Origin of the sequence: Gracilibacillus timonensis (assembly GCF_900086715.1) — a bacterium.
GTDB lineage: Bacteria > Bacillota > Bacilli > Bacillales > Amphibacillaceae > Gracilibacillus > Gracilibacillus timonensis.
The window spans coordinates 29220-50259 of record NZ_FLKH01000012.1 but is presented as its reverse complement, the minus strand read 5'-3'; the positions used below and the strand labels follow the sequence as shown (position 1 = coordinate 50259).

At 39.0% G+C, this 21040-nt stretch carries 15 protein-coding genes; all 15 read right to left on the bottom strand.

Going from position 1 to position 21040, the window contains the following annotated elements; genetic code table 11:
* The 15 genes from BN6556_RS11465 to BN6556_RS11400 all read right to left on the bottom strand — a co-directional run bounded on the left by BN6556_RS11465 (position 1) and on the right by BN6556_RS11400 (position 20793).
* Positions 1-1152 carry an N-acetylglucosamine-6-phosphate deacetylase gene (locus BN6556_RS11465; protein ID WP_066191437.1) on the bottom strand — a complete coding sequence of 384 codons (1152 nt, stop codon included), beginning with the start codon at positions 1150-1152 and terminating at the stop codon, positions 1-3.
* The gene (locus tag BN6556_RS11460; protein WP_066191434.1) at positions 1139-1906 is read right to left on the bottom strand and encodes a glucosamine-6-phosphate deaminase; all 768 of its coding nucleotides are present in this window, start codon (positions 1904-1906) and stop codon (positions 1139-1141) included. The genes BN6556_RS11465 and BN6556_RS11460 overlap by 14 nt, the downstream gene beginning before the upstream one ends.
* Positions 1903-3147 carry a neutral/alkaline non-lysosomal ceramidase N-terminal domain-containing protein gene (locus tag BN6556_RS11455; RefSeq protein ID WP_066191432.1) on the bottom strand — a complete coding sequence of 415 codons (1245 nt, stop codon included), beginning with the start codon at positions 3145-3147 and terminating at the stop codon, positions 1903-1905. The genes BN6556_RS11460 and BN6556_RS11455 overlap by 4 nt, the downstream gene beginning before the upstream one ends.
* Positions 3148-4380: an AGE family epimerase/isomerase gene (locus BN6556_RS11450; protein ID WP_066191429.1), complete on the bottom strand. Its 1233-nt coding sequence runs from the start codon at positions 4378-4380 to the stop codon at positions 3148-3150.
* A gap of 12 nt (positions 4381-4392) precedes the next feature.
* Complete coding sequence (locus BN6556_RS11445) at positions 4393-5865, bottom strand: sodium:solute symporter family protein (RefSeq protein WP_066191424.1); 1473 nt, start codon at positions 5863-5865, stop codon at positions 4393-4395.
* Positions 5866-6182: 317 nt separating this feature from the next.
* A complete protein-coding gene (locus BN6556_RS11440; protein ID WP_066191421.1) occupies positions 6183-7808 on the bottom strand; it encodes an extracellular solute-binding protein in 1626 nt (541 codons plus the stop codon).
* Positions 7809-7833: 25 nt separating this feature from the next.
* Complete coding sequence (locus BN6556_RS11435) at positions 7834-8724, bottom strand: carbohydrate ABC transporter permease (protein ID WP_066191418.1); 891 nt, start codon at positions 8722-8724, stop codon at positions 7834-7836.
* A 15-nt stretch (positions 8725-8739) separates the two neighbouring features.
* A complete protein-coding gene (locus BN6556_RS11430) occupies positions 8740-9696 on the bottom strand; it encodes an ABC transporter permease (RefSeq protein ID WP_066191416.1) in 957 nt (318 codons plus the stop codon).
* 354 nt (positions 9697-10050) lie between these two features.
* Positions 10051-10209, bottom strand: coding sequence for a hypothetical protein (locus tag BN6556_RS22120; RefSeq protein ID WP_161485699.1), 159 nt, complete (start codon positions 10207-10209; stop codon positions 10051-10053).
* 103 nt (positions 10210-10312) lie between these two features.
* A complete protein-coding gene (locus tag BN6556_RS11425) occupies positions 10313-10930 on the bottom strand; it encodes a YesL family protein (RefSeq protein WP_066191414.1) in 618 nt (205 codons plus the stop codon).
* A gap of 417 nt (positions 10931-11347) precedes the next feature.
* Positions 11348-12685: an ABC transporter substrate-binding protein gene (locus BN6556_RS11420; RefSeq protein ID WP_066191412.1), complete on the bottom strand. Its 1338-nt coding sequence runs from the start codon at positions 12683-12685 to the stop codon at positions 11348-11350.
* 12 nt (positions 12686-12697) lie between these two features.
* Complete coding sequence (locus BN6556_RS11415; protein WP_066191409.1) at positions 12698-14293, bottom strand: response regulator transcription factor; 1596 nt, start codon at positions 14291-14293, stop codon at positions 12698-12700.
* Positions 14271-16067: a sensor histidine kinase gene (locus BN6556_RS11410; protein ID WP_066191406.1), complete on the bottom strand. Its 1797-nt coding sequence runs from the start codon at positions 16065-16067 to the stop codon at positions 14271-14273. Before BN6556_RS11410 ends, BN6556_RS11415 begins: the two co-directional genes overlap by 23 nt.
* Positions 16068-16993: 926 nt before the next feature.
* Positions 16994-17722 (bottom strand): nucleotidyltransferase family protein, encoded by a 729-nt coding sequence (locus BN6556_RS11405; protein ID WP_066191403.1) that lies wholly within the window; start codon positions 17720-17722, stop codon positions 16994-16996.
* A gap of 59 nt (positions 17723-17781) precedes the next feature.
* Entirely contained in the window at positions 17782-20793 is a 3012-nt protein-coding gene (locus tag BN6556_RS11400; RefSeq protein WP_066196283.1) for a hybrid sensor histidine kinase/response regulator, read from the bottom strand.
* Positions 20794-21040 lie beyond the last annotated feature (247 nt).

Below are 21040 nucleotides of genomic sequence, written 5' to 3'. Positions count from 1 at the left end.
TTATCCTTCCTTTCTATTTAATAGTGGTATTCCTTCTTTGTACGTTTCCATCACCTGATTCGTTTCTTTATTATAAATGACCAAATCGGCAGGTGCTCCGATGGATAGTCCCCGCTGTTGAGGTAGGTTTAATAACTTGGCAGGGAGGATGGAAGCTTTATCCCAAGCCTCTGCAAACTCTGTAATACCTGTATGAATAAGATGGTGAATTCCCTGAAGCAAGTTCATAGCCGATCCCGCTAGAAGCTTCGGGTTATCTTTTAGATGCAACCTTCCCTCTTTCGTTAACACTACTTTTCCTCCTACTGGAGATGTATAGCTTCCTGGAGGTAATCCAGCAAGCGCTACACTGTCACTTACTAAAACCATCTGATCACCCTTTACTTGATGAATGACCTTCAATACAGAAGCAGGTAGATGATGTCCATCTGAAATAACAGAAGCAGATAAATCATCCTCTGCCAACTGGTCCCATAGGTAATTAGGATGCCTTGGCAATAACACATGGGCTCCGTTACCAAGATGAGTCGACAAACTGGAACCGGCGTTAACTGCTTTTCGAATATCATCGCTATTGGCAGCTGTATGACCTATGGCCGTGATTACGCCTTCATCTTTCGCCTTTTCAATAAACAGGGGAGCTTCTTCCCATTCGGGTGATAAGGTAACTAGTTTTATTTTTCCATTTGCTTTACGTTGCAGATGAGAGAACTCTTGCCAACTGGGCGCTCGGACAAAAGACTTATCATGAGCCCCACGTGGTCCATCTTCGGTTGAAATATAGGGCCCCTCCAAATGAAAACCACCAATCGTCGAAACCTCTAATGGATCAAGTATCTTCACCGATTCATGAAACAGATCAGCTAACTTTTCAAAAGAATTAGTGATGATGGTAGGGTAAAAGGTAGTCACACCATGTTTCGCCATATCCAACATAACTGTCTGCCACTCTTGTTGATTAAGGGGAGATTGATTAAAATCAATTCCCCTATAACCGTTGACTTGCATATCTACCAATCCTGGGGCAATGATATTATCAGAACTCTCTACTCCTTTTACCGGCTGGATATTAGTAATGACACCATTATCCCATTCGATTGATTCTAGATCCTTCGTTTGATAGTTATATCCTATGATGTTATTTACCATCATTCACCACTCCAAAGGCTTCTCTATCCATCACTAAGTGGGCATCTGAGTGGATTCTTAAAATAGAAGCAGGGCATGCCGTACTTATTTCTCCTTTTAACATATGATAAACGGCTTGTGCTTTACGTTCTCCAGGTACCACACAAACCATGGATTTTGACGAAACTAAGGCAGGGATCGTTAACGTCCAAGCCATTTTTGGTACTTCATCAATCGTTGGAAAACAACCATCATTGACTTGTTGCTGCTTACATGTTTGATCAAGCTCTACTTGCTTTACTAGCTTAACATCATTAAAATCGGCAACCGGAGGGTCATTAAAAGCAATGTGACCATTCTCCCCAATTCCCAAACATACCAAATCAATAGGTGCCTCTTGCAGTAATCTTGTATATCGGATCGTTTCTTCTTCTGGATCAGCTAACGTATCAAAATAATGCATGTCTTTCATATTCACTTTATCTGCAATATTCTCTTTAATAAACACTGCAAATCGCTGATCTTTGTAGTTGGTTAAGCCAATGTATTCATCCATATGAAAACCGATTATCCTCGACCAATCGATAGATGAATCACTGGTTAGCTCGTCAATAAATTCTAGTTGTGATGGGGCAGCGGCAAATATGATTCTTACCTCTTCTTTCTTGGACAAAGCCTGCTTTATCCGTTCTGCAGCCAATGCTGCGGCTGTTCTCCCCATTTCATGTCGATTCTCACAAACATAGTAAGATAACTTATCTATTCGTTGCTGTATCATATGTTATTCATCCTTTCATCATTCATTAACGTTCTCATCTTGCTTTTTATTTGTGTTTCAAGGGAAGGATCATAAGGTAACGGCAAACCAAAGTAGAAGATAGAATCATAGGACTCATATCCCCCTTCCTCCATTTGGTTAGCCGTTGGAACATATCCTACCATCCCATTTGCATACCCTAAAGGAAGGACATTCTCATCCAAGGTTTTCAAATATAAACCATATTGATGTACCAGTTCCCCATTACAGGCAAACAGCTTGAGTTCCTCAGATAATTGAATATATTGCAGTGTGAACGGAGGATGTGCATAATTCTTTGATAGTCTATTCCATTCATCAGCTAAATCAGCGGGAGGCTTTGGGTCGGCCCATTGATTAAACGGCAGCAACAAGCGCGTTTCCTTCACTTTAATCTCCCGGTCTAGATTGATAACAATAGGGGGCTTATGCAACATGTCCATAACAGCTTTTGAAAATGCTATTCCCAGATGATACATATCTGCTAATGATCCTCTGGTAAAAGACTCTCCCGTTACCAAATTAGGTCGAATATCTCCACAAAAACCTTGTAGATAGGCCACAATAGCTTTAGGACGTTTTTTCTCGATTTCTTCGCACAATATACCACAAAATTCACTAGATATTTCATTGGCATCGGTAATCGTTGGGTGACAGGTATAGTGGATCCAGATTGCTTTTACTTCTTCCTGTTTTGTCTGAAAAGTCAGTGCGGTAACAAGATTATCTGTTGATCCTTCCTTATTTGGTGCCATCACCACATCGTCCTCCATTATTTTGCGCCGATTCACTCCCATATGATAATTCATCGTTTGTTTAGATAATACTACTTCCTCTTGATTATTCATAGCTATATCTAAGCCTGCCCACACACCAGCTTGTATACTTGCTAAATAGGCAGCATCGCTTCTGCCAAGTGCTCTGCTGAATTTTTCGCTTGTTTGTGGACCAGAATGATTATGTGTGCCCTGCAAACAAATATATTTGCGATCAATTTGATATTTCTTTTCTATTTCGCTTTTCATAGCTTCTACCCATTGATCATCCCACCAAATCAAATCAGCTATCATATAGACAAACTGGCTTGAACTTGCTTGAAAATAAAATACTTTCAGCCATAACCGAGTAGCTACACTATCTGCCTTACCCTCTCTATGCGCAAAACCAGCAAGTTCTATCGGTGTATTTGGTGTAATATCTATTTTACTAACGCCTAGTTGCATTTATTTCTTCCTTTCTTGCAGCTCGATTAACAGAATAAAACTTCGAATAATATGAAAAGGGTCCTTCACCGGAAGTGCTACCACTTTTTCAAGTGGTGTGCCATCCCGACTTCTAATTTGGATCCATTCACGTATAGCAGGATCTGTTTGCGGAAAAGTAGCTAGCGCATAACGCTCGATCTGTTCATAATAATTCGTCCATTCTGTTTTTCCAGTAATGCTCTCCAATAGCTTTGTGGTATACAGTGCTTCTGCATGCGGCCACCATAGCTTTAAGTTCCATGTATCATGTATTAATTGTTCGTAAGGGGTGTCAATTAATATTCCAGTCGGCTCTCCACCCAGATGGTCAATAAACCTGAATAACCCACCATCTTGTTGATCCCATCCAAGTTCTAATGCCTGTTTAGCAACCTCTTCTATCTTTGTTATGGTCTCTTGCTTTTCCTGTTGTAACCCTTGTAACGAATGAAGCATAAACCAAACAGACTCCAAAGTGTGACCTGGGTTGATATGTCTTTCTAGTAACGTATCTCCTGCTGCTTGAGAATGTTTTAGTTCCTTGATCCGGCTACCTGTCACAAACTCATCAAGAATGCGGTTAATGAGAATAAGCTGATCTCTTTCTAAAGCTTGCTCATATTCTTTAGAAAAGGATGTTGCTGTGATATATAATTCTTGGGCAACATTGAGTAAGATCATCGCAATAGAATGAGAAGTGTATCCTTTAGGAATAGGATACGGATCGGATTTAAATGTTTGATGATCTATCCTATTATTTATTTTTTGATAGATGGCATAAGCATGCTCAAATACTTGTTTATCCTGCTGTAAATCGGCATAAGCATTACAGCCTAATACGTAAAAACAGTCCGCAAAGATACTGGTATCCATCTGATCAGCTATATGTCGTCCATCTTTCTCTACTGCAAATACGACATGCCGATTGTCCATTAAGGCATTCTTTCTTAAAAACTCGTAGGTCTGCTTAGCGACACGATTCCATTGAAAATCATCTGTGAGTCTGTTTTCGTTTTGTAATTGCTGTAATTTACAAGCAATCCATAAAAATCGACCCTGCGACCAAATATACTTCCTTTTACTAATCAGTTGTGCACCATCATTGGAAAAACAAGTATATACGCCGCCATATTCTGTGTCGATTGCTTTTTTCCAAAAAGGGAGCAACTGTTGACTTAACTCTGTTTGATATCGTTCTATTGGTTTATTCATCTAATCACCCTTTTAATCTTTACTTAAAGCGTAGACCATTTTTTCCACTTCCGGATTCATTTTCTTATTACGGTTTAACCATCCCATCACAATAAAAATAATAGCTGAAGTAAATACTGGTGCGCCAATCTCTATCGATAATGGAACCGTAACAGCATATTTCGTGATGACAAACATACACAAACCTGCTATCACTGAAGTAATCGCCGCCTTGGAGTCAGAATGTTTGAATATAGGAAAGAGACCAAATAACATAGGCACAGATATAGGCCCAACCAATGCCCCAAACCATGAAATAATTAACCCTAATACACCACCGAAATATTGATTTTGAATACCAATAATTAACGTTAGGAAAGTAAATATAAAGGTTGTTACTCGAGCAATTCTTAATGATTCCTTTTGTTTTAAATTTTTAAATTTAGTTGACAGAACGGGTAGAATATCTCTAGTAATAACAGCTGAAATCGTATTGGCATCAGAAGAAGTCATCGACATGGTTGCTGCAAAGAGACCGGCTAAGACCAGTCCGACTAATCCTGCTGGTAATAATTCTTGGGCCAACATCCCATATGACTGCGTTGGGTCTGAAATATTTGGTAAGATAAGAGGAGCTGCCCACATGGGATAAAACAGAAAGATTGGCCAAATCAAATATAAAACACCCGATAACAAAGCGCTTTTCTTCGCTTCTTTTGCACTAGGTGAGGAAATAAACCGTGTTGCCAAATTCCATGTTCCACCATTATAACTAAGAAAGACAACTAATAAATAGAAGAGAACATACCAGAAAGTATATGGTTCAAGAAATGGTTGGGAGTGTGAAGCTGGCAATTCTGACCAAATACCTATAAAACCATCCCATCCCCCACCAAAACGTTGGAGTACCACAAAAAACATAATTAACCCGGCTACCGCTTGAATAACAAATTGTGCAAAATCGGTCCAGATGTCTGCCCATAGACCGCCAATGGTAATATAAATAAGCGAAACAATACCAGACACGACCACGCCATAAATAATCGGTATTCCCGTAAACACATTTAATAAGATTCCAATAGCCGCCCATTTTGCACCAACATCAAACAACTTGAGAAGCACACCACACCATGCCATTAGCTGTTGGGTCGGCAAGTTATAACGAAGCTTCAAATATTCTGTCGGTGATTCGACATGATAATTGATTCGTAATCTAGACCATCTTGGGGCAAGTGTATATGCTCCAATAATAACTGCCACAAAGATTACCAATGCCCACCATACATAAAGACTGAAACCATGGGTATAAGCAAGACCTGCATAAGCGACAAACACCGCCCCGCTATAGCCTGACACATGGTGAGAGATTCCTGATAGCCACCATGGTAATTTACCTCCAGCCACATAAAAATCTTTGGAATCGCTTACTTTTTTGTAAGAATAAAAACCGATAAGTACCATCACAAGGACAAACAGCAAAATCACGAACCAATCCAACCCACTCATGAAGCATTTCTCCTTTTCCAAAGTATTTAGTCATAGACTATGATTAATTAAAAAGAAGTCTACCACATGTCTTTTTTATTGTAAAGGCTTTTGTAATAATGTATGACATTTTCGTCGTAACTAACACCCGTTTTTATCATAAAAATAGGAATGCGTATTTTCTTATAGTGCGAAAAGGATCTGTCACTACGTATATCTCACGCATCGTGTGACAGATCCTTTTATTTCCTGCAACTTTCAGGATGGTTATCGCCCGTTCTCCTACATAGCTTCTTTTAGCATCTGGAAGGTTCGTCCTCTGATAAACATCTTAGTGTTTACTCGGTAGCTTCTTCTTCTGCTTCCAAATTCCGATCATACGCATCTTGTTTGATTTGTAACCAGTCTTGATAGCCTAAACGATCCAATTCAGCAAGATACTCTTCCCATTCTTCATCTGCCATACCATTGGTAATCCACTCGGCTTTTTTACGCTCCACGTAAGGGAACAAATCGGCTTCAATCTCAGAACGCTGATCCAATTCATCTAGAGACATGAATACTGGTGGATAAATATTATCATTATTCATGTAAGGAACTAAGGTTTCATGTAATTGTTCCAATCTCCAAGCTGCATCATCCGGCATAGTCGTTACATTGTCATAGTAACTATCCAAAACAGCTAAAGGACCACTAATGGATGTCTCTTCACGTAATTCAACGGGTGCTGTACCTTCTAACGGTAAGTGTTTTAACATTTCTTCATTTTCATCATATTCAAAAATATTCTGCTTTTCTTCATCCCCATAAGTACCCCAATTATTTTGGACAGATTGCAACGGTTCATATAGCTTATCAATCCATTTTGCTGTTAGTTCTAGATTTTCATTGGCTGATGTGATGACCATCTTGGATCGGTCAAAGCCCATTCCGTTTGAACGCGCCACATGTTTACGACCATCAGGTCCCTCTAATGGAGGTAACAATTCATAATCTTCCATTCCGGAAATATTGGCTTTATCCCAAGTAAAATATAAACCGTAACGACCTTCCTTCCCTTTTGCTACATAAGAATTCCAGTCTTGTTCAAAAGCCTCCACGTCAATTAAATCCAATTCATATAGTTCATTTAAATAATTGATGGCGTCTTTATAACCTTCTTGTGCAGAGGTAAATAGTACCTCATCATCATTGGTAACAACGGTATGATCCCAATTCTCCCCCTCACCAAATGGAGAGAATAAGAAGGAAACATCTTCCCCGCCGTGGCTAATAATAAATGATAATGGAATCGTTTCGCCGTTTCCAGCCATATCATTTTCTTTAAAGGCTACTAAGGCTTCCTTTAATTCTTCCGTAGTGGATGGCATGTCTAAACCTAATTCCTCTAACCACTTCACATTAATCCATCCCGTTGCATCCAACGAGTGAATACTTTCTTTACCTGAACCTAATTCTTCAATCCAAGGAAAGGCATAAATATGTCCGTCGGGAGCGGTCATCATTGCCCGATACTCTGGTGCTTCTTCTAATACCGCTTGTAGATTTGGCATATACTGATCGATTAAATCTTCTACTGGGACAATCGCTTCATCATTGGCTAAATCTAATAATTCATAATCACTATAAGCTGTGTTCATAATAGCATCTGGCAGGTCACCACTCGCAACTGCCAAGTTACGTTGTTCTGCAAAAGATTCTCCGGTATAGTTTTTCCAATCAATGTGAACTCCTGTTTCTTCTTCCAATCGTTGCAAGATTAGCTTGTCATTCGGATCTTCTGGAGCCATTGGTGAACTTTCGGTAATAAACTTCAGACTAACGTCTTCTTCCTCTACTGGGAACGTAATATCACTTAACTCATAATTCTCAGAGGAGGCTGAATCATCACTATTAGAACAACCCGCAATAATCAATAAACCAATAAACATGCTAACTGCTAAGTAACGATAAAAATTTCTCATTCTTTTACCCCTCGCTTTTTTTATATTATTTTAATGACCCGACCATAACACCCTTCTCAAAATACTTCTGGAAAAATGGATACATGATCATCAATGGTAAACTGGCTATCACAATCGCAGAGTACTTGATCATTTCTGCAAGACGCTGCATTTCAGCCCTTGCCATTTGATCCCCAATCATACCGGGTTCGACTTCATTTTGAATCAATAGATCACGTAATATTAATTGCAATGGATAAAGACTTCGATCCTCTAAATAGATCATCGCGTTAAAATAGGCATTCCACTGACCGATAAAGGCATATAAGGCCAGTACAAAAATAATTGGTTTTGACAAAGGCAAAATAATACTTAGAAAAATTCTAGCGTCTGAAGCCCCGTCAATTCTTGCCGCTTCCTTCAAAGCATTTGGCAGCCCTTTAAAATAGGTCCTTGCTAAAATAATATTCCAAACCGTAATGGCGCCTGGCAAAATCATGGCCCATGGTGTGTTTAACATACCTAATTCTCTTACTAATAAATAAGTAGGAACCATACCACCATTAAAGAACATCGTAAAAATGAAATATAACATCAGTGCTCTTTTTCCTACTAAACCATCTACTGACAGGGAATAACCGGCCATAATAGTAAATACCACGCCCACAAGGGTAAAGCCAGCAGCATATAAGATAGAGTTCAAAAAGCCCCTCATAATCGATCCATCTTGGAATATCTTGACGTAACCATTAATGGTCCAATGATTAGGGTCTAAGGAAATACCTTGTGTGAGTAGTACATCTGGTTGTAAAAAGGATCCCAATAGGACATACAATAGAGGAATTGTCACAATTAAAACGATGATACTCAACACAATCTTATTAAGAAGTAAAATGAACTTATCTGTCTTTGAGTTGTTAATTAATGAATTATTCATGGCACAGCCTCCTCTCTAATAAAGTGTTTCTCCATTAACTCGTTTCACAATCGTGTTAACTGCTATTAACAATACTAAACTGATAATCGAGTTAAATAACCCAATTGCCGCACCAAACGACCAATCTGCTTGTTGCAACCCTCGTTTGTACACATACGTATCAATAATTTCAGAAGCTGGTATATTCATCGATGTTTGAAGAAGATACGCCTTCTCAAAACCAATCGTCATAATACCGCCAACTGCTAAAATAAAGAGTACCGTCATGGTTGGTTTCAATGTTTGCAAATCAATATGGCGAATCCGCTGTAATAGAGAGGCCCCATCAATCGTTGCTGCATCATGTAACTGTGGATCTACATTAGATAATGCCGCTACATAAATAATCGAGGCAAACCCTGCACCCTGCCAGATTCCAGAAGCAATGAAGATCGTTCGAAAGTACCCTGGCTCTGACATAAACGATATGGGTCTATCTAATATAACGCTTAATAGAGCATTCAATGGACCAGCAGGAGATAGAAAGATAAAGATCATACCGGCAATTACCACTACGGAGATAAAGTGGGGTGCATAAATAATCAGTTGAATATTCTTTTTAATTTTTGCTCGTCTCACTTGGTTCAACATCAATGCCAAGATAACTGGAACAGGAAAACCAAATAGTAAATCAAAAGAACTCAGCTTGATCGTATTCATAAATATCTGTTGGAAGTTAGGCGACTGTAGAAATGCTTGAAAATGTTCAAAGCCAACCCATTCGCTTCCTGCAATCCCTTTCAATGGACTGAAGTCTTTAAAGGCGATAGATACTCCATACATCGGAATATAGTTAAAAATAAGTACCAAAATAAACGCAGGCAATAAAAAAAGATATAACACATAATTTTTCTTGATATAGCTTAGCGCACCTTGTTTATTCTTTGTCCGAGGTGCCTTACTCGTCAGTGCGCCTGACTTTGATGAATTCATCAAAACCCCTTCTTTCTTTCTAGGCTTTCACCTAATTTGTATTGCTTCTGTATTTTTAATATATCAAAACTTGAAATCGTTTTATTTCAATTTCTTAGGGTGATGTTATTTAAAATCTTTGGGTTGTGTATTTTGGGAGAGAGTAGTCTTAAAGGATGGTTCAAAGTACATTATTTAGAACCATGGTAAGATCATCACCTAAAGAAAAGTGTATCTGACCATCTTTGTAATGGATTTTCGCTAAAAATACCCTTTAACCTTTTATAAAATAGAAAAAACCTCGCCAAAGCAAGGTTCTATCTATCCATGTATAGTTAACGAATGTTTGCAACCGTGTAAACAAGCACGACATTTCTAATCTTCTATAAATAAAGAGATAGTAATAATCGCCAAGATGCCAACACCAGTGCCAGCAACAATACTTGGAAATACTTGCTCGATAACTAATCCAACTGCCCAACCGATTAAAATAAAAGCTACAAATGACCAAAATTTTGCCGTTGCATATTTCATCCCTGTTACTTCCCCACTTCTACATGATGTTCGAACCCATTCACTATGATTTATGCGTCACACAATCGAGAGCAACGGGGATACGCTTCGCCATTTCCATCACTTAAGACTCTTGTATCACATTTGCTTTCGGAAAGGATAAGGTCGCAACCTTCATTACTATAAAACTCATCAAACTCATGCCTAGCACTAACACTAAAGAAGGAACCAACATATATAGAAATATAAGACCAGTTATTAATGCAATCAGCATAATCGTTTGAATGGGGCGAGCAATAGTAATAATACAGGCATATTGGAAATATTGTGACCATTTCAATTGAAAATGGACGAACACCGGAAAAATATATAAGGCAGCGATCAGGTAAAAAACGCCAATCACTAGGGTGAGATTAAACAAAATAACCTGTACATTGGACTGACTGATATTCTGAATAATCCGGAAATCTATTAATAAAAATAAACCAACTAAAAATACAACATAACCTATTTTATTAGCTCCCTTAAATTCTGTTTTATACTGCTTAACAAATTCGGAAAAGATGGCTGTATCCTCATCTTCCAGTATCATTTTTCTCAAGACAGAAAACAGAGCCACCGTTGCCGGGAAGAGTCCAAATACTACTAGCCCTAACAGCGTAAAAATGACCCATAGCATGTTTAATACAATCAGATTAAAGCCTAGATTTCCTACTCGCATATACCATCTTTTTTCAATCATTACGGCTCACCCTCTCCTTATATTCAATGTATCAAAAAAGGCAGCCAAAGGTTTATAATATTTTTGGATTATCGCTTATAATATTTTTGGCATTTGAGTCTATTAGAGGATGTTCAAAAAGACCAACAAAAATGACGCAGCGAATTTCTGCGTTGGCTATATAGGAACTTCTACTAAGACCGCCCACGTCCTATAGGCAACGCAGAAGTCAACACATCCTGCGTGAGTCCGTTCCTCATGTATTAAAAATACGTTCCGGTACCGGGAGACTGCGCCGCCTTGAACTTTCGACGTACAGGACGTACTAGTGTCGGCGTTGCAACAAATGGGTTCGGTGGGGCGAGTAATCGCAGTCCCAGGACGCCTGAGGTTTTAGCCAACGAGGTCCTATTTATCGGCATTTTTGAACACGCACTATTATGGTTCTATTTCTGCTAACCTTTGATTAATCGTCTCTACCGCCTCTGCGACAGATGTTTCTACATCCTGATTCGCCAGACCAATATTTTCAAACAATTCTTTAATAGCTCTACTTATCACAGGATAAGCTGGTGTCACTGGACGATTTTTCGAGTGTAAATATGCCTGTTCTGCAAAAATATTATAAGGATATTTATTATAAACCGGCAATGATTCAGCTACTGAATATCTAGCTGGGATATCGCCGGTAATCGTCACGTATTTTTTCGTTGCTTCATAACTAGTTACATAACGGATAAACTCCCATGCCTCTTCAGGATACTCGGTATTCGATGACATACCAAGCGCCCAACTCCCGTTAGGGGTCACTTGGTATTCTGCTTTGGGTAAAGGGGCAATACCGAAATCTTCTCCTAATACGAAACCATTGTTCTCAAACTCTGTAATAGCCCATGAACCCAAAACGGTCATCACTAGCTGATTTTTTTGGAAGGCTTCTGCTGGTATTTCACGTTCGGCCACCTTATCCTCGTGATACAAATCCTGATAAAATTGCAAGGCCGATATGGCTTCTGGAGAGTCTAAATAGCCACTTGCGGTGGTACCTTCTGGATTTAACACCTCCGCACCAAATTGCCAAAGAAACGGAAGCTTAAAATAAGCAGGTGCTTCCCCGTTGCCAAAGCCTTGGGCAGGATCAATTCCATAAACTCCGTCTTTCGGACTTTGGGCTGTCTTGACCATTTCTATTGTTTCTTCCCATGTCAACGGTTGAGATGGATCCTTTGATGGAAGAGAAATTCCGGCATCTTCTAATAATGGGATATTGTAATATAGAGCAATACTTGACTCAATCAAAGGCATTAAATATTGTTGGTCATTATAAATTAGTCCTTCCATTACCTGTTCGGAAAAGTCATCCTGCACGTCATCACTACTAGACAAATAATGATCTAATGGCGTAAGAACACCTGACTCTGCATATAAAGCTAGATATGGACTATCAATTGCCATTACATCTGGCCCTTTTTCGGTAACAATTTCTGTGCGCAGTTTCACCTCATAATTGTTATACTCCACATTTTGCATATTTACCGTTATATTTGGATGTATCTGATGAAAATCAGAAATGATCTGATTATACGCTTGATTTTCTGCTTCATTTCCATAGTTACGCCAAAAAGTGATCTCTACTTTATCTTCCGTTTGGGGCTCTTGCTCTGTTTCTTCTTCCTTTTCATTGAGCACAAATGGTTGAATCAATATAACGAAATAACCAATTATTCCTCCTATCATGAGCATAAATAAAATAGTATAGAACCTTTTTTTGGACATGATCCACACCCTTTACTCCCATTCTAATGATTTTCGATAGGCTGCCGGTGTCTTACCTACATGTTTTTTGAAAACCGTACTGAAATAGGCGGAACTTGAAAAGCCAACCAGATTGGCCACATCAATAATTTTTAAATGGTGATCTTCAAGAAATTTTTTCGATTCTTTCAGACGCACTTCTGCCAGATATTCGCTGAAATTCTTCCCAGTTTGTGTTTTGAAAATTTCGGATAAGTAAGCAGCATTAATATGGAATAAATCTGATAATGTCGTTAATGAAATATCATTACCATAGTATTGGTCAATATAACTTCGTACCCCGTCAACAATTCGTTGTCCATCCGATGATTTGGTATCATTAATCCACTCCATTACTACAGTTGCCAATTGGATTAAGTACGCCATCACTTTTTTCTGTGCATTCAGTTCCCAGATTGCTTGTTGACATTGCCAGATAAGCTGCTGGGTATGCTTGGTTTCCACACCATACTTCTTAGCGAGAGAACCTAGACAAAATAAAACTCGATTAGCTGCGACCGAAAAGGATAATACCGATTGTGGCGTTGCCTCACCTAACATCATCTCTAGTTCTGATTGAAACCTAGCTATATTCGTTTGTTCAATCGCATTGATGATTCGTTTCTCTAACTCCGGTGAAAAATCTGTCAAATCTTCTGGTCTCACACTCTCATCTATCACCTGTGAACGACTCCCCAGCTTACTTTGGCTCCAAGACAACAAGCTAGAGATATAGCCAGTCTTTAGTTCATCCAAACCGCTTACCTGACTGCCTACTCCTACCACTGTTTCTAATTTCAACAATTTTTTGACATGATGTTGAATAGATTTGGCAAGAGCACTTGGTTGGTTATGAAAAGCCGGTTCCAACAAAATAAGAAATTGCATCATATGGGTATAATGAGGATCATAAAAAGCATATATGCCATGCTGGTGATCAGACATTTCTTTACAGAGCATTTGAAAGGCACCACGCAGTTGATTCACACGATTTGATTGTTGATTGATCTCTCTTACTTCAACTGTTATGAACTGTGCCTCCCACTCGCCGTCGAGTAATACATCCAACTTAAGCTGCTTGAGCCGTTCTTGCAAAAAGCTTTGTTGCACCCATTCTTCCTTTACTAACGATAACAAACATTGTTCCTGAACCTCTTGAAGTTGTGTTCTTGCTTGTCTCTGCACACGATCCAATTCCAATTGTTTATGTTTGTCTTCATCTATAACTGCTTTCATCCGTTCTAATACCTCTTCTAGTTCATCCGGATCTACAGGCTTTAGCAAATAATCCCGTACACCCTTCTTCATAGAGGTTTTTACATACTCAAAGTCTGAATAACCTGATAGAACTACAACTTTCGTCTGTGGATACCTTTCCTGGCAGTGCCTTGCCAGTTCTATTCCATCCATCACAGGCATTCTTACGTCGGTCATTACTAAATCTAATCTATGTTTTGCTAACACCTCCAATGCTTCTTTCCCATTACCTGCTTCTGCAATCACCTCAAACCCCATATCCTTCCAATCAACTTTCCATTGTAATCCTTTACGAATCTGCATTTCATCATCAACGATCAAAACCTTCCTCATGAATAGTCCCTCTTTCTTGATTAATCATTAATGTAATGGTCGTCCCTTTATTTGCCTCACTATTTATGTGATAAGTGAACTCTTCTCCGTAATATAAGTGTAAACGATCCAATACATTCTTTAATCCAATACTATTTCCACCGCTTTCTAGTGTGTTACCATTATGAGAAACAGACAGCTTCTGAATCACTTCACCTGGTATACCCACCCCATCGTCTATTATTTGTATCATCAATTGATTTTTCTGGTAATTGGTTTCCACTTTTACCTCTGCTTGGTTTTTCGAAAGCAAACTATATTTTACAGCATTTTCAACTAATGGCTGAATAATAAATTTGATGATAGGAAGTTCCTTTGCCTCTGGATCTTCCTCAATGGTGATCGTTAAATCCTCTTCGTATCGAAGCTGCAGTATCTTAGCATAGTTGCGAATATACTGGATTTCTTCAGCCAGTGTGACCACATTCGATTTGGTATTCAAAGAGTAACGCAGCATTTTGCCAAGATAGACACTGACATTCATTACATCTCGATTCTTTCCTTGAGCTGCCAAACCTCCAATTATTTCTAACGTATTATTTAAAAAGTGCGGATTAATCTGCAATAACAGTGCCTTATACTCCGCATTTCGTCTGCGAATATTGGTTTTATATTCACTATCGATCAATTGCTTTAGGCGGTCCACAGTATGCGCAAATACTTGTAACAAATAACCAATTTCATTATTACCAGACCGGATCGTTGGCATTAATTTTTGCGCTTTTTCAAAATCTCCTTTCTCCAAATGATGCATTGCTTTGGTAAGTGATCGCAAAGGGTCTGTAATAGAAGAAGAGAACAGGAAAGAAGCAATCATCGTAATGAAAAATAGCCCTGCACTAAGTAATAGCATACTCTTTTGCAATTGATTCGGGCGTGAGAACAGATCTTGCTCTGTCACTTCACTTACTAGTATCCAATCACCTACCGATAATTGTTGATAGAACAGGAAATATTTCTCTTCGTTATCTTCTATCTCTAATAAACCTTGCTCACGAGGCATATCCTCCACATCGGATAAAAAAGAATTGATAATATGCTTTGGTGTATCTATACTCCCAGATAATACATTGTCACCATATTGATCGATGATAAAGGTATTGCCCTGGTCCCCTACCTTTATTCTTTGCAAAGATTCCTCCAACAGCTTGGTTGAAAAATTAACCTTGATCACACCACTATCTTTTAGTGTGTTCAAATCCACTAATGGAATTAAGTGACTATTTATTTTCATATCACGCATTAAAGCAGATTGCTGGTTGCTGTCGACATGGGATTTAGTAAACGTTTGATCATACTCAATAAAATCGGTGTACCATTCAGTCTGATCCAATCCTGGATAGTCTCCCCACAAACCTTCACCATCATGAGTGAAAATGGATACAGAAATATTGTTGGAGCTATTGACCATCATTGAGCTTAGTAAACCATTTAACTGATTTCGCACCAAAAATCTATTAGTCGCTAAATTGGCATCGTCATCTACTTCCGCTGTTCGGAGCCATTCCTGTGTAACGGGATTGACCAGAATTTGCTGTCCTGCATCCGCTGCCTGTGTTGTAATGGACTCAGCATAGATAGAGAATTGATCCATCATTCCGATCGTCAACTCCTGTGTCTGTTCCTTAATATAGCTAGTAAACAGGCTCGGTATAACAAGGGATAGCACAAAGAAGGGGATCGTTAATAAACATAAAAAAACAAGAAATAATTTATTTCGTAAGGATAGAAACATATCAGTTCCTCCAGAATATACTTGAATTGCCAGCTTCAGACTTTTTGTGAAATTTGCATTGTGTGAATGGAATGAAAGATATCTATGCAATTCTTGTCGTTCCATCTGTCCATTCGAAACATCAACTGGTATACTGTGCCTTTCTCAATATACTACAAACGGTTGAAACTGTATAATCTGCTTTAGGTATTACTTCATACTCCATACTTTTCCTTGATAGACATGTTATTGCTGTTTCTACCACTTCACAATGAATCATTTGTCATTTCATCTCTACTAAATTGGTTGGTTAATCCAGATACAATTGCTCCCTTATTGCAATTTGTTGATTGTAGAATATACAAATGATAAGTAACTATTTTTCATCATATAGCAACCGCTTTCACATGTCAACCGGTTGACTTGAGAAGCATTTATAAAGAACCATAACATAGGATCGAATCATTGTTGATCTAGCATGATGATGGCGCTTAGAGTCCTTCATACAAGCAGTCCATTCGATTGTCTACTACCCAGCGAGGAAATAGTTGAAAGGTTCAGACCACGCCTGCACTTGCACACCCTATGCATCAAAGCACAGTGTAAAGATCCCATCGGTTGGTTGACGAAGAGACTGAACCCCCTTGTCTTACGGTATAGAAAACACGATGAGAGCGTTCTGTGCTCGAATCGCTTATTGACTTATGCCCGGTGGGTGAAAGCGGAAGCTATTTTCGGAGCGCTTCTTAGCACAAACAATCAACTTTACTAGATGGAATAGTTGGACTGGCGACTTAACATCATCCAACTTATCGGTATCGCGGTTCGTTCCAGGTCAAAATCATTCCAAGTCTTATTATACCAAGGATCATATGCTTTATTATCTGACAAAAAAACTCTGCTTTAACCCAAGCAGAGATCGCTAATATACTATACTCTTTCGCTTTTTAAAACAACGACTGCACCTTCCGATAACTTTCTAAGGTACCGATATCGTAACAAGCCTCTGCCAGCGGAAATGCTTGGACAGGACGATGCTTGATAAGCCATGGGATGAAGTTACCTGGGGCGTCTGGATTATTGTCTTCTCTTATATATTGTCTTAGCAACGGCAAAGTTGACTGTTGATAAATGTAAAAAGGTGGGACTGCTAAGTTTGATTTTGGTACCTTTGGTTTTTCTTCAAACGTCTGAACCTCTCCCTGTTCATTTAAGGTCATCACACCAATTTGTTGCAAGGCTTCTTTATCTTCCAACTTATGATAAGTAATACAATCCGTTTGTGCTGACTGATAGAATTGAACAAAATCGGTTAAATCAAAGTCAAACAGATTATCACCGGCTAAGACCATCGTATCATCCTTGATTTGTTGTTGGTTGATAACATATGCGATATCGCCAATAGCTCCTAGGCGATCTTGGTTCGATGTGGTCTCATCGTTGACAATGGTTAATGGCTTTTGCCAGGCACTATCTTTCGCCCATTCTTCAAAGCTTGCGGCAAATTTCTGATTGGTAACCACATAGACACGATCGATGCTATCAATCGGTTCAATCTTCTCCATAATATGATTGATCAGTGGTTTACCTCCTATCTCCAATAATGGTTTCGCCTTATTTTTGGTCAATGGATACAGTCTTGTCGCATAGCCAGCTGCTAGAATGATGCATTTCATCCAATCGCTCCTTTGTGTTGTAATCCGTAGCTATCAGGTTCTTGCGGATGGAAGGTATTTCAATCATCAATATCTATCTCAAATGATATGCTCGTTCCTTTCCCTGGAGAACTCTCGATCGTTAATCCTTGATCCAGAAAACGTCTTAATCTTTTTTCTACGTTGGCAATTCCTACACCAGATTCACCGTTTCTATTGCTCATGGATATCTCCGTTGACTCCATACCTGTTCCATCATCTTCAATTGTAATACGCAGTTTAGACTTTTGCGGGATTTTCTTCACTTTGATGGTGACCGTACCTTCCCCTTGCTTGTCTCTAATACCATGTTTTACCGCATTTTCCACCAAAGGCTGTACGGTTAAAAAAGGTACCTGCACTTGTTGACAACTGTCCAGATCCCACTTGACATGCAAGGCATCCTGGAAGCGGACTTGTTCGATATACAAATAAGAACGAACAATATTTAATTCTTCTTCTAAAGGTATTAAGGATTCCATCTGTTGGAACTGGAATTTACTTCTGAGAAAATGACTAAACTCATTCAATAACTTCTTCATTTCCTCGATATTCCATTCACTAAAGGCCATAATGGCATTTAGCGTATTAAATATAAAGTGTGGTTGAATCTGAGCTTGCAGCCATGCTGTTTCTAGTTGTAGTTGCTGCTCCGCCACATGTTTCAGTGATATCAAGGAGTCCATCCTTGCCTTCAATTCAATCGGATCAACCGGCTTTGTGACAAAATCATTGGCACCAGCCATAAAGGCAGATGGCAGATCCGTGTTTCCACCCGTCAACAATAATACAGGAAGTTCTGTCAATGAATACCGCTGACGGATCATTTCCGTTAGTTGATACCCAGATATTTCCGGCATCATGATATCGGAAATAACGATATCGCATTTTCTTTTTTTCAATTCTTCCAACGCTTGATGAGCATCCGATACAAGCACCGTTTCATATACTTCAGCAGGAAGGGACGCCTCGATAGCAAGCAAACTAGCTGGATTATCATCCACTATTAAAACAGTCGGCGCAAGTTCCTTACGATTTGGAAAGAGGGGTTCGCTCTCTTCTGCTTGACTAGTAGATCTTATACCATCTTGAGGTAAGGAAACCGCCGTCTCCGGGTCTGCCAGTGCCAATGTAAAAGCAAAGGTCGTTCCTTGCTCTTCATTAGCTGAGACTCGAATCGTACCACCATGCAGTTCGACTAGTTGCTTGGTAATCGATAAACCTAAGCCAAAACCACCTTCAGAAATAGGGGCAGAACTTTGCCCCTGTTCATACGGGAGAAACAATTGCTTTTGCTTGTCTGGGCTGATACCAATTCCCGTGTCTGAAACATAGATTTCCGCAAACGAATCTTTCACCAATGCAGATAATATAATTTGACCATGATTGGTATATTTAACGGCATTATCGACTAAATTATAGATAATCTGCCGCACGCGATTTTCATCGGCATATACTGCTGGAAAATTCTTTGGAATTTGATTAATCGTTTCCAGTTTTTTCACACTAGAGGAAGCATTTAAGACATCCAATACCATAGTGGCGATTGGCTCTAATATAATCGCCTGTTTATGCAGATTTGGTTTACTATCTTCCAGTCTTCTTGCTTCTAGTAAATCGGTCAATAATAGATTCATCTGCCTACCCACATTCAGGACCGTATCTAATTCGTGGATGCTTCTATTAGACAGATTTGCTTCTTCTCGCTCCTTCACTGACTGGGATAGTAATAAGATACTATTTAACGGGTTACGGAATTCATGCGACGTGTTCGCAAGAAATTGATCCTTCTCTCGATTGATTTGCTTTAATCTATTGGCCAATTCATTCGTTTCTTTGTACACGTTAAAATATCGTTGGACTAAAACCAAGGAAAAGCAGATTAAGGCAATCACTAGATCAAACGGATAAAACGTCAGACGCATCCCTTGCCCATCCCTTAAATAATTCCATATCCCATGATGCGAAATAGCGATAAAACTACATAACACTAGTGTAACGGCTTTATTGTTTCGCAACATTTGCATAACAGAAGCAATCACAATAATAACGGTAATAAAGGCAAATATATTATAAATGGGTCGTATCGTAAACACTAATGACATGGGCAAAAAGTAGCTGACCATAGCGAGGATTATCATCCCCCATTTCCAAAAAGGGAACAGTTTAGGCCAATACGGCAGTTTTTGGTGATCGGTTGACTGCACTAGGGCATAAAAAATGATTAAGTACACTGTATGAATCAGCCAATATTCCAGGTCATAGCTAATATTGACAAACTGCTGAAAGACTTTCCCGCCAGAATAGAATAGAAAACCAGTAAACAGACTAAAGCTCAACAAGGCAAAATAGAGAATTTTTTTCTCGCGATCTCCAATAGCATAAATAATCAAACTAAACAGTAAGAAAATAAAAAGCACAGCCGCAATACAAACTTGTAAATAATTCGAAAGTTGCACGTCATTGGTTATGGCAGACTCTGTCCCAAGCCGGACCGAGAAATTAATACCACCATTTCTGCTGTCTTTAAAATTGGCTGCTTGAATCACAATGTCCAGATTACCTGTTTCATCGGGGGTAAGAACAATCATTCGGGGCATTAAATCTGCTTGATAGGCTGCTTCTGTTTTAGCTGGTCGTCCCACTTCTGCCTCTTTTTGTCCATTCACATAAATCTCTGCTGATGTACGAACTTCCCGTATGTATAATGCATATGGTTCATCTTGCTGCGGATCCACTTTGATTTGTAATCGATAAGAGCCATACCCAAATGGAGAACCTAATGTATCCTTCCAGCCTCCTGGAACCATTTCTGTAACTGGTTCAGATAGTGTCTCATCCATCATAAATTGCGAGGGATAAAACTTCCATTCTCCATTAAGTAATAAAGTTTCCTGCTCTTCCCATCGCCATTCTCGTAAATCAATGACACCATTTTGAATATCCGGTTGGTAATTTTCTTGGAATATCCCCATCCAAATGAAGCGCAGACCCATTAAACAGAGAAGAAATAGAAGGAGAAAACTAAGTAGTCTGATATTTTGTCGTTTCATATACATCCTCCCTCTTCCTGTCCCTGAACTCAACATAATTGGTGTTCTTCTGCTTTATCATCCCAGCAACATGAGAGCGATTTAGTTAGAAGTATCATCTTTCAATTTATCAGTATAAACTTTTTTCGTACACTATTATATCACACAACCCAACCAGATTTTATATTCCTTTTGCACTAGATAATCATTGTTTTTGATACCAAGAATGAGGTATCAATCTCTTTATAAACGCTTTTTTATCCTTTAT

Coding starts and splice junctions, on each gene's coding strand:
- BN6556_RS11450 (WP_066191429.1), bottom strand. CDS start 4,380: ATGAATAAACCAATAGAACGATATCAAACAGAGTTAAGTCAACAGTTG.
- BN6556_RS11430 (WP_066191416.1), bottom strand. CDS start 9,696: ATGAATTCATCAAAGTCAGGCGCACTGACGAGTAAGGCACCTCGGACA.
- BN6556_RS11400 (WP_066196283.1), bottom strand. CDS start 20,793: ATGAAACGACAAAATATCAGACTACTTAGTTTTCTCCTTCTATTTCTT.
- BN6556_RS11465 (WP_066191437.1), bottom strand. CDS start 1,152: ATGATGGTAAATAACATCATAGGATATAACTATCAAACGAAGGATCTA.
- BN6556_RS11455 (WP_066191432.1), bottom strand. CDS start 3,147: ATGCAACTAGGCGTTAGTAAAATAGATATTACACCAAATACACCGATA.
- BN6556_RS11405 (WP_066191403.1), bottom strand. CDS start 17,722: ATGAAATGCATCATTCTAGCAGCTGGCTATGCGACAAGACTGTATCCA.
- BN6556_RS11425 (WP_066191414.1), bottom strand. CDS start 10,930: ATGATTGAAAAAAGATGGTATATGCGAGTAGGAAATCTAGGCTTTAAT.
- BN6556_RS11410 (WP_066191406.1), bottom strand. CDS start 16,067: ATGTTTCTATCCTTACGAAATAAATTATTTCTTGTTTTTTTATGTTTA.
- BN6556_RS11440 (WP_066191421.1), bottom strand. CDS start 7,808: ATGAGAAATTTTTATCGTTACTTAGCAGTTAGCATGTTTATTGGTTTA.
- BN6556_RS11445 (WP_066191424.1), bottom strand. CDS start 5,865: ATGAGTGGGTTGGATTGGTTCGTGATTTTGCTGTTTGTCCTTGTGATG.
- BN6556_RS11460 (WP_066191434.1), bottom strand. CDS start 1,906: ATGATACAGCAACGAATAGATAAGTTATCTTACTATGTTTGTGAGAAT.
- BN6556_RS11435 (WP_066191418.1), bottom strand. CDS start 8,724: ATGAATAATTCATTAATTAACAACTCAAAGACAGATAAGTTCATTTTA.
- BN6556_RS11420 (WP_066191412.1), bottom strand. CDS start 12,685: ATGTCCAAAAAAAGGTTCTATACTATTTTATTTATGCTCATGATAGGA.
- BN6556_RS11415 (WP_066191409.1), bottom strand. CDS start 14,293: ATGAGGAAGGTTTTGATCGTTGATGATGAAATGCAGATTCGTAAAGGA.
- BN6556_RS22120 (WP_161485699.1), bottom strand. CDS start 10,209: ATGAAATATGCAACGGCAAAATTTTGGTCATTTGTAGCTTTTATTTTA.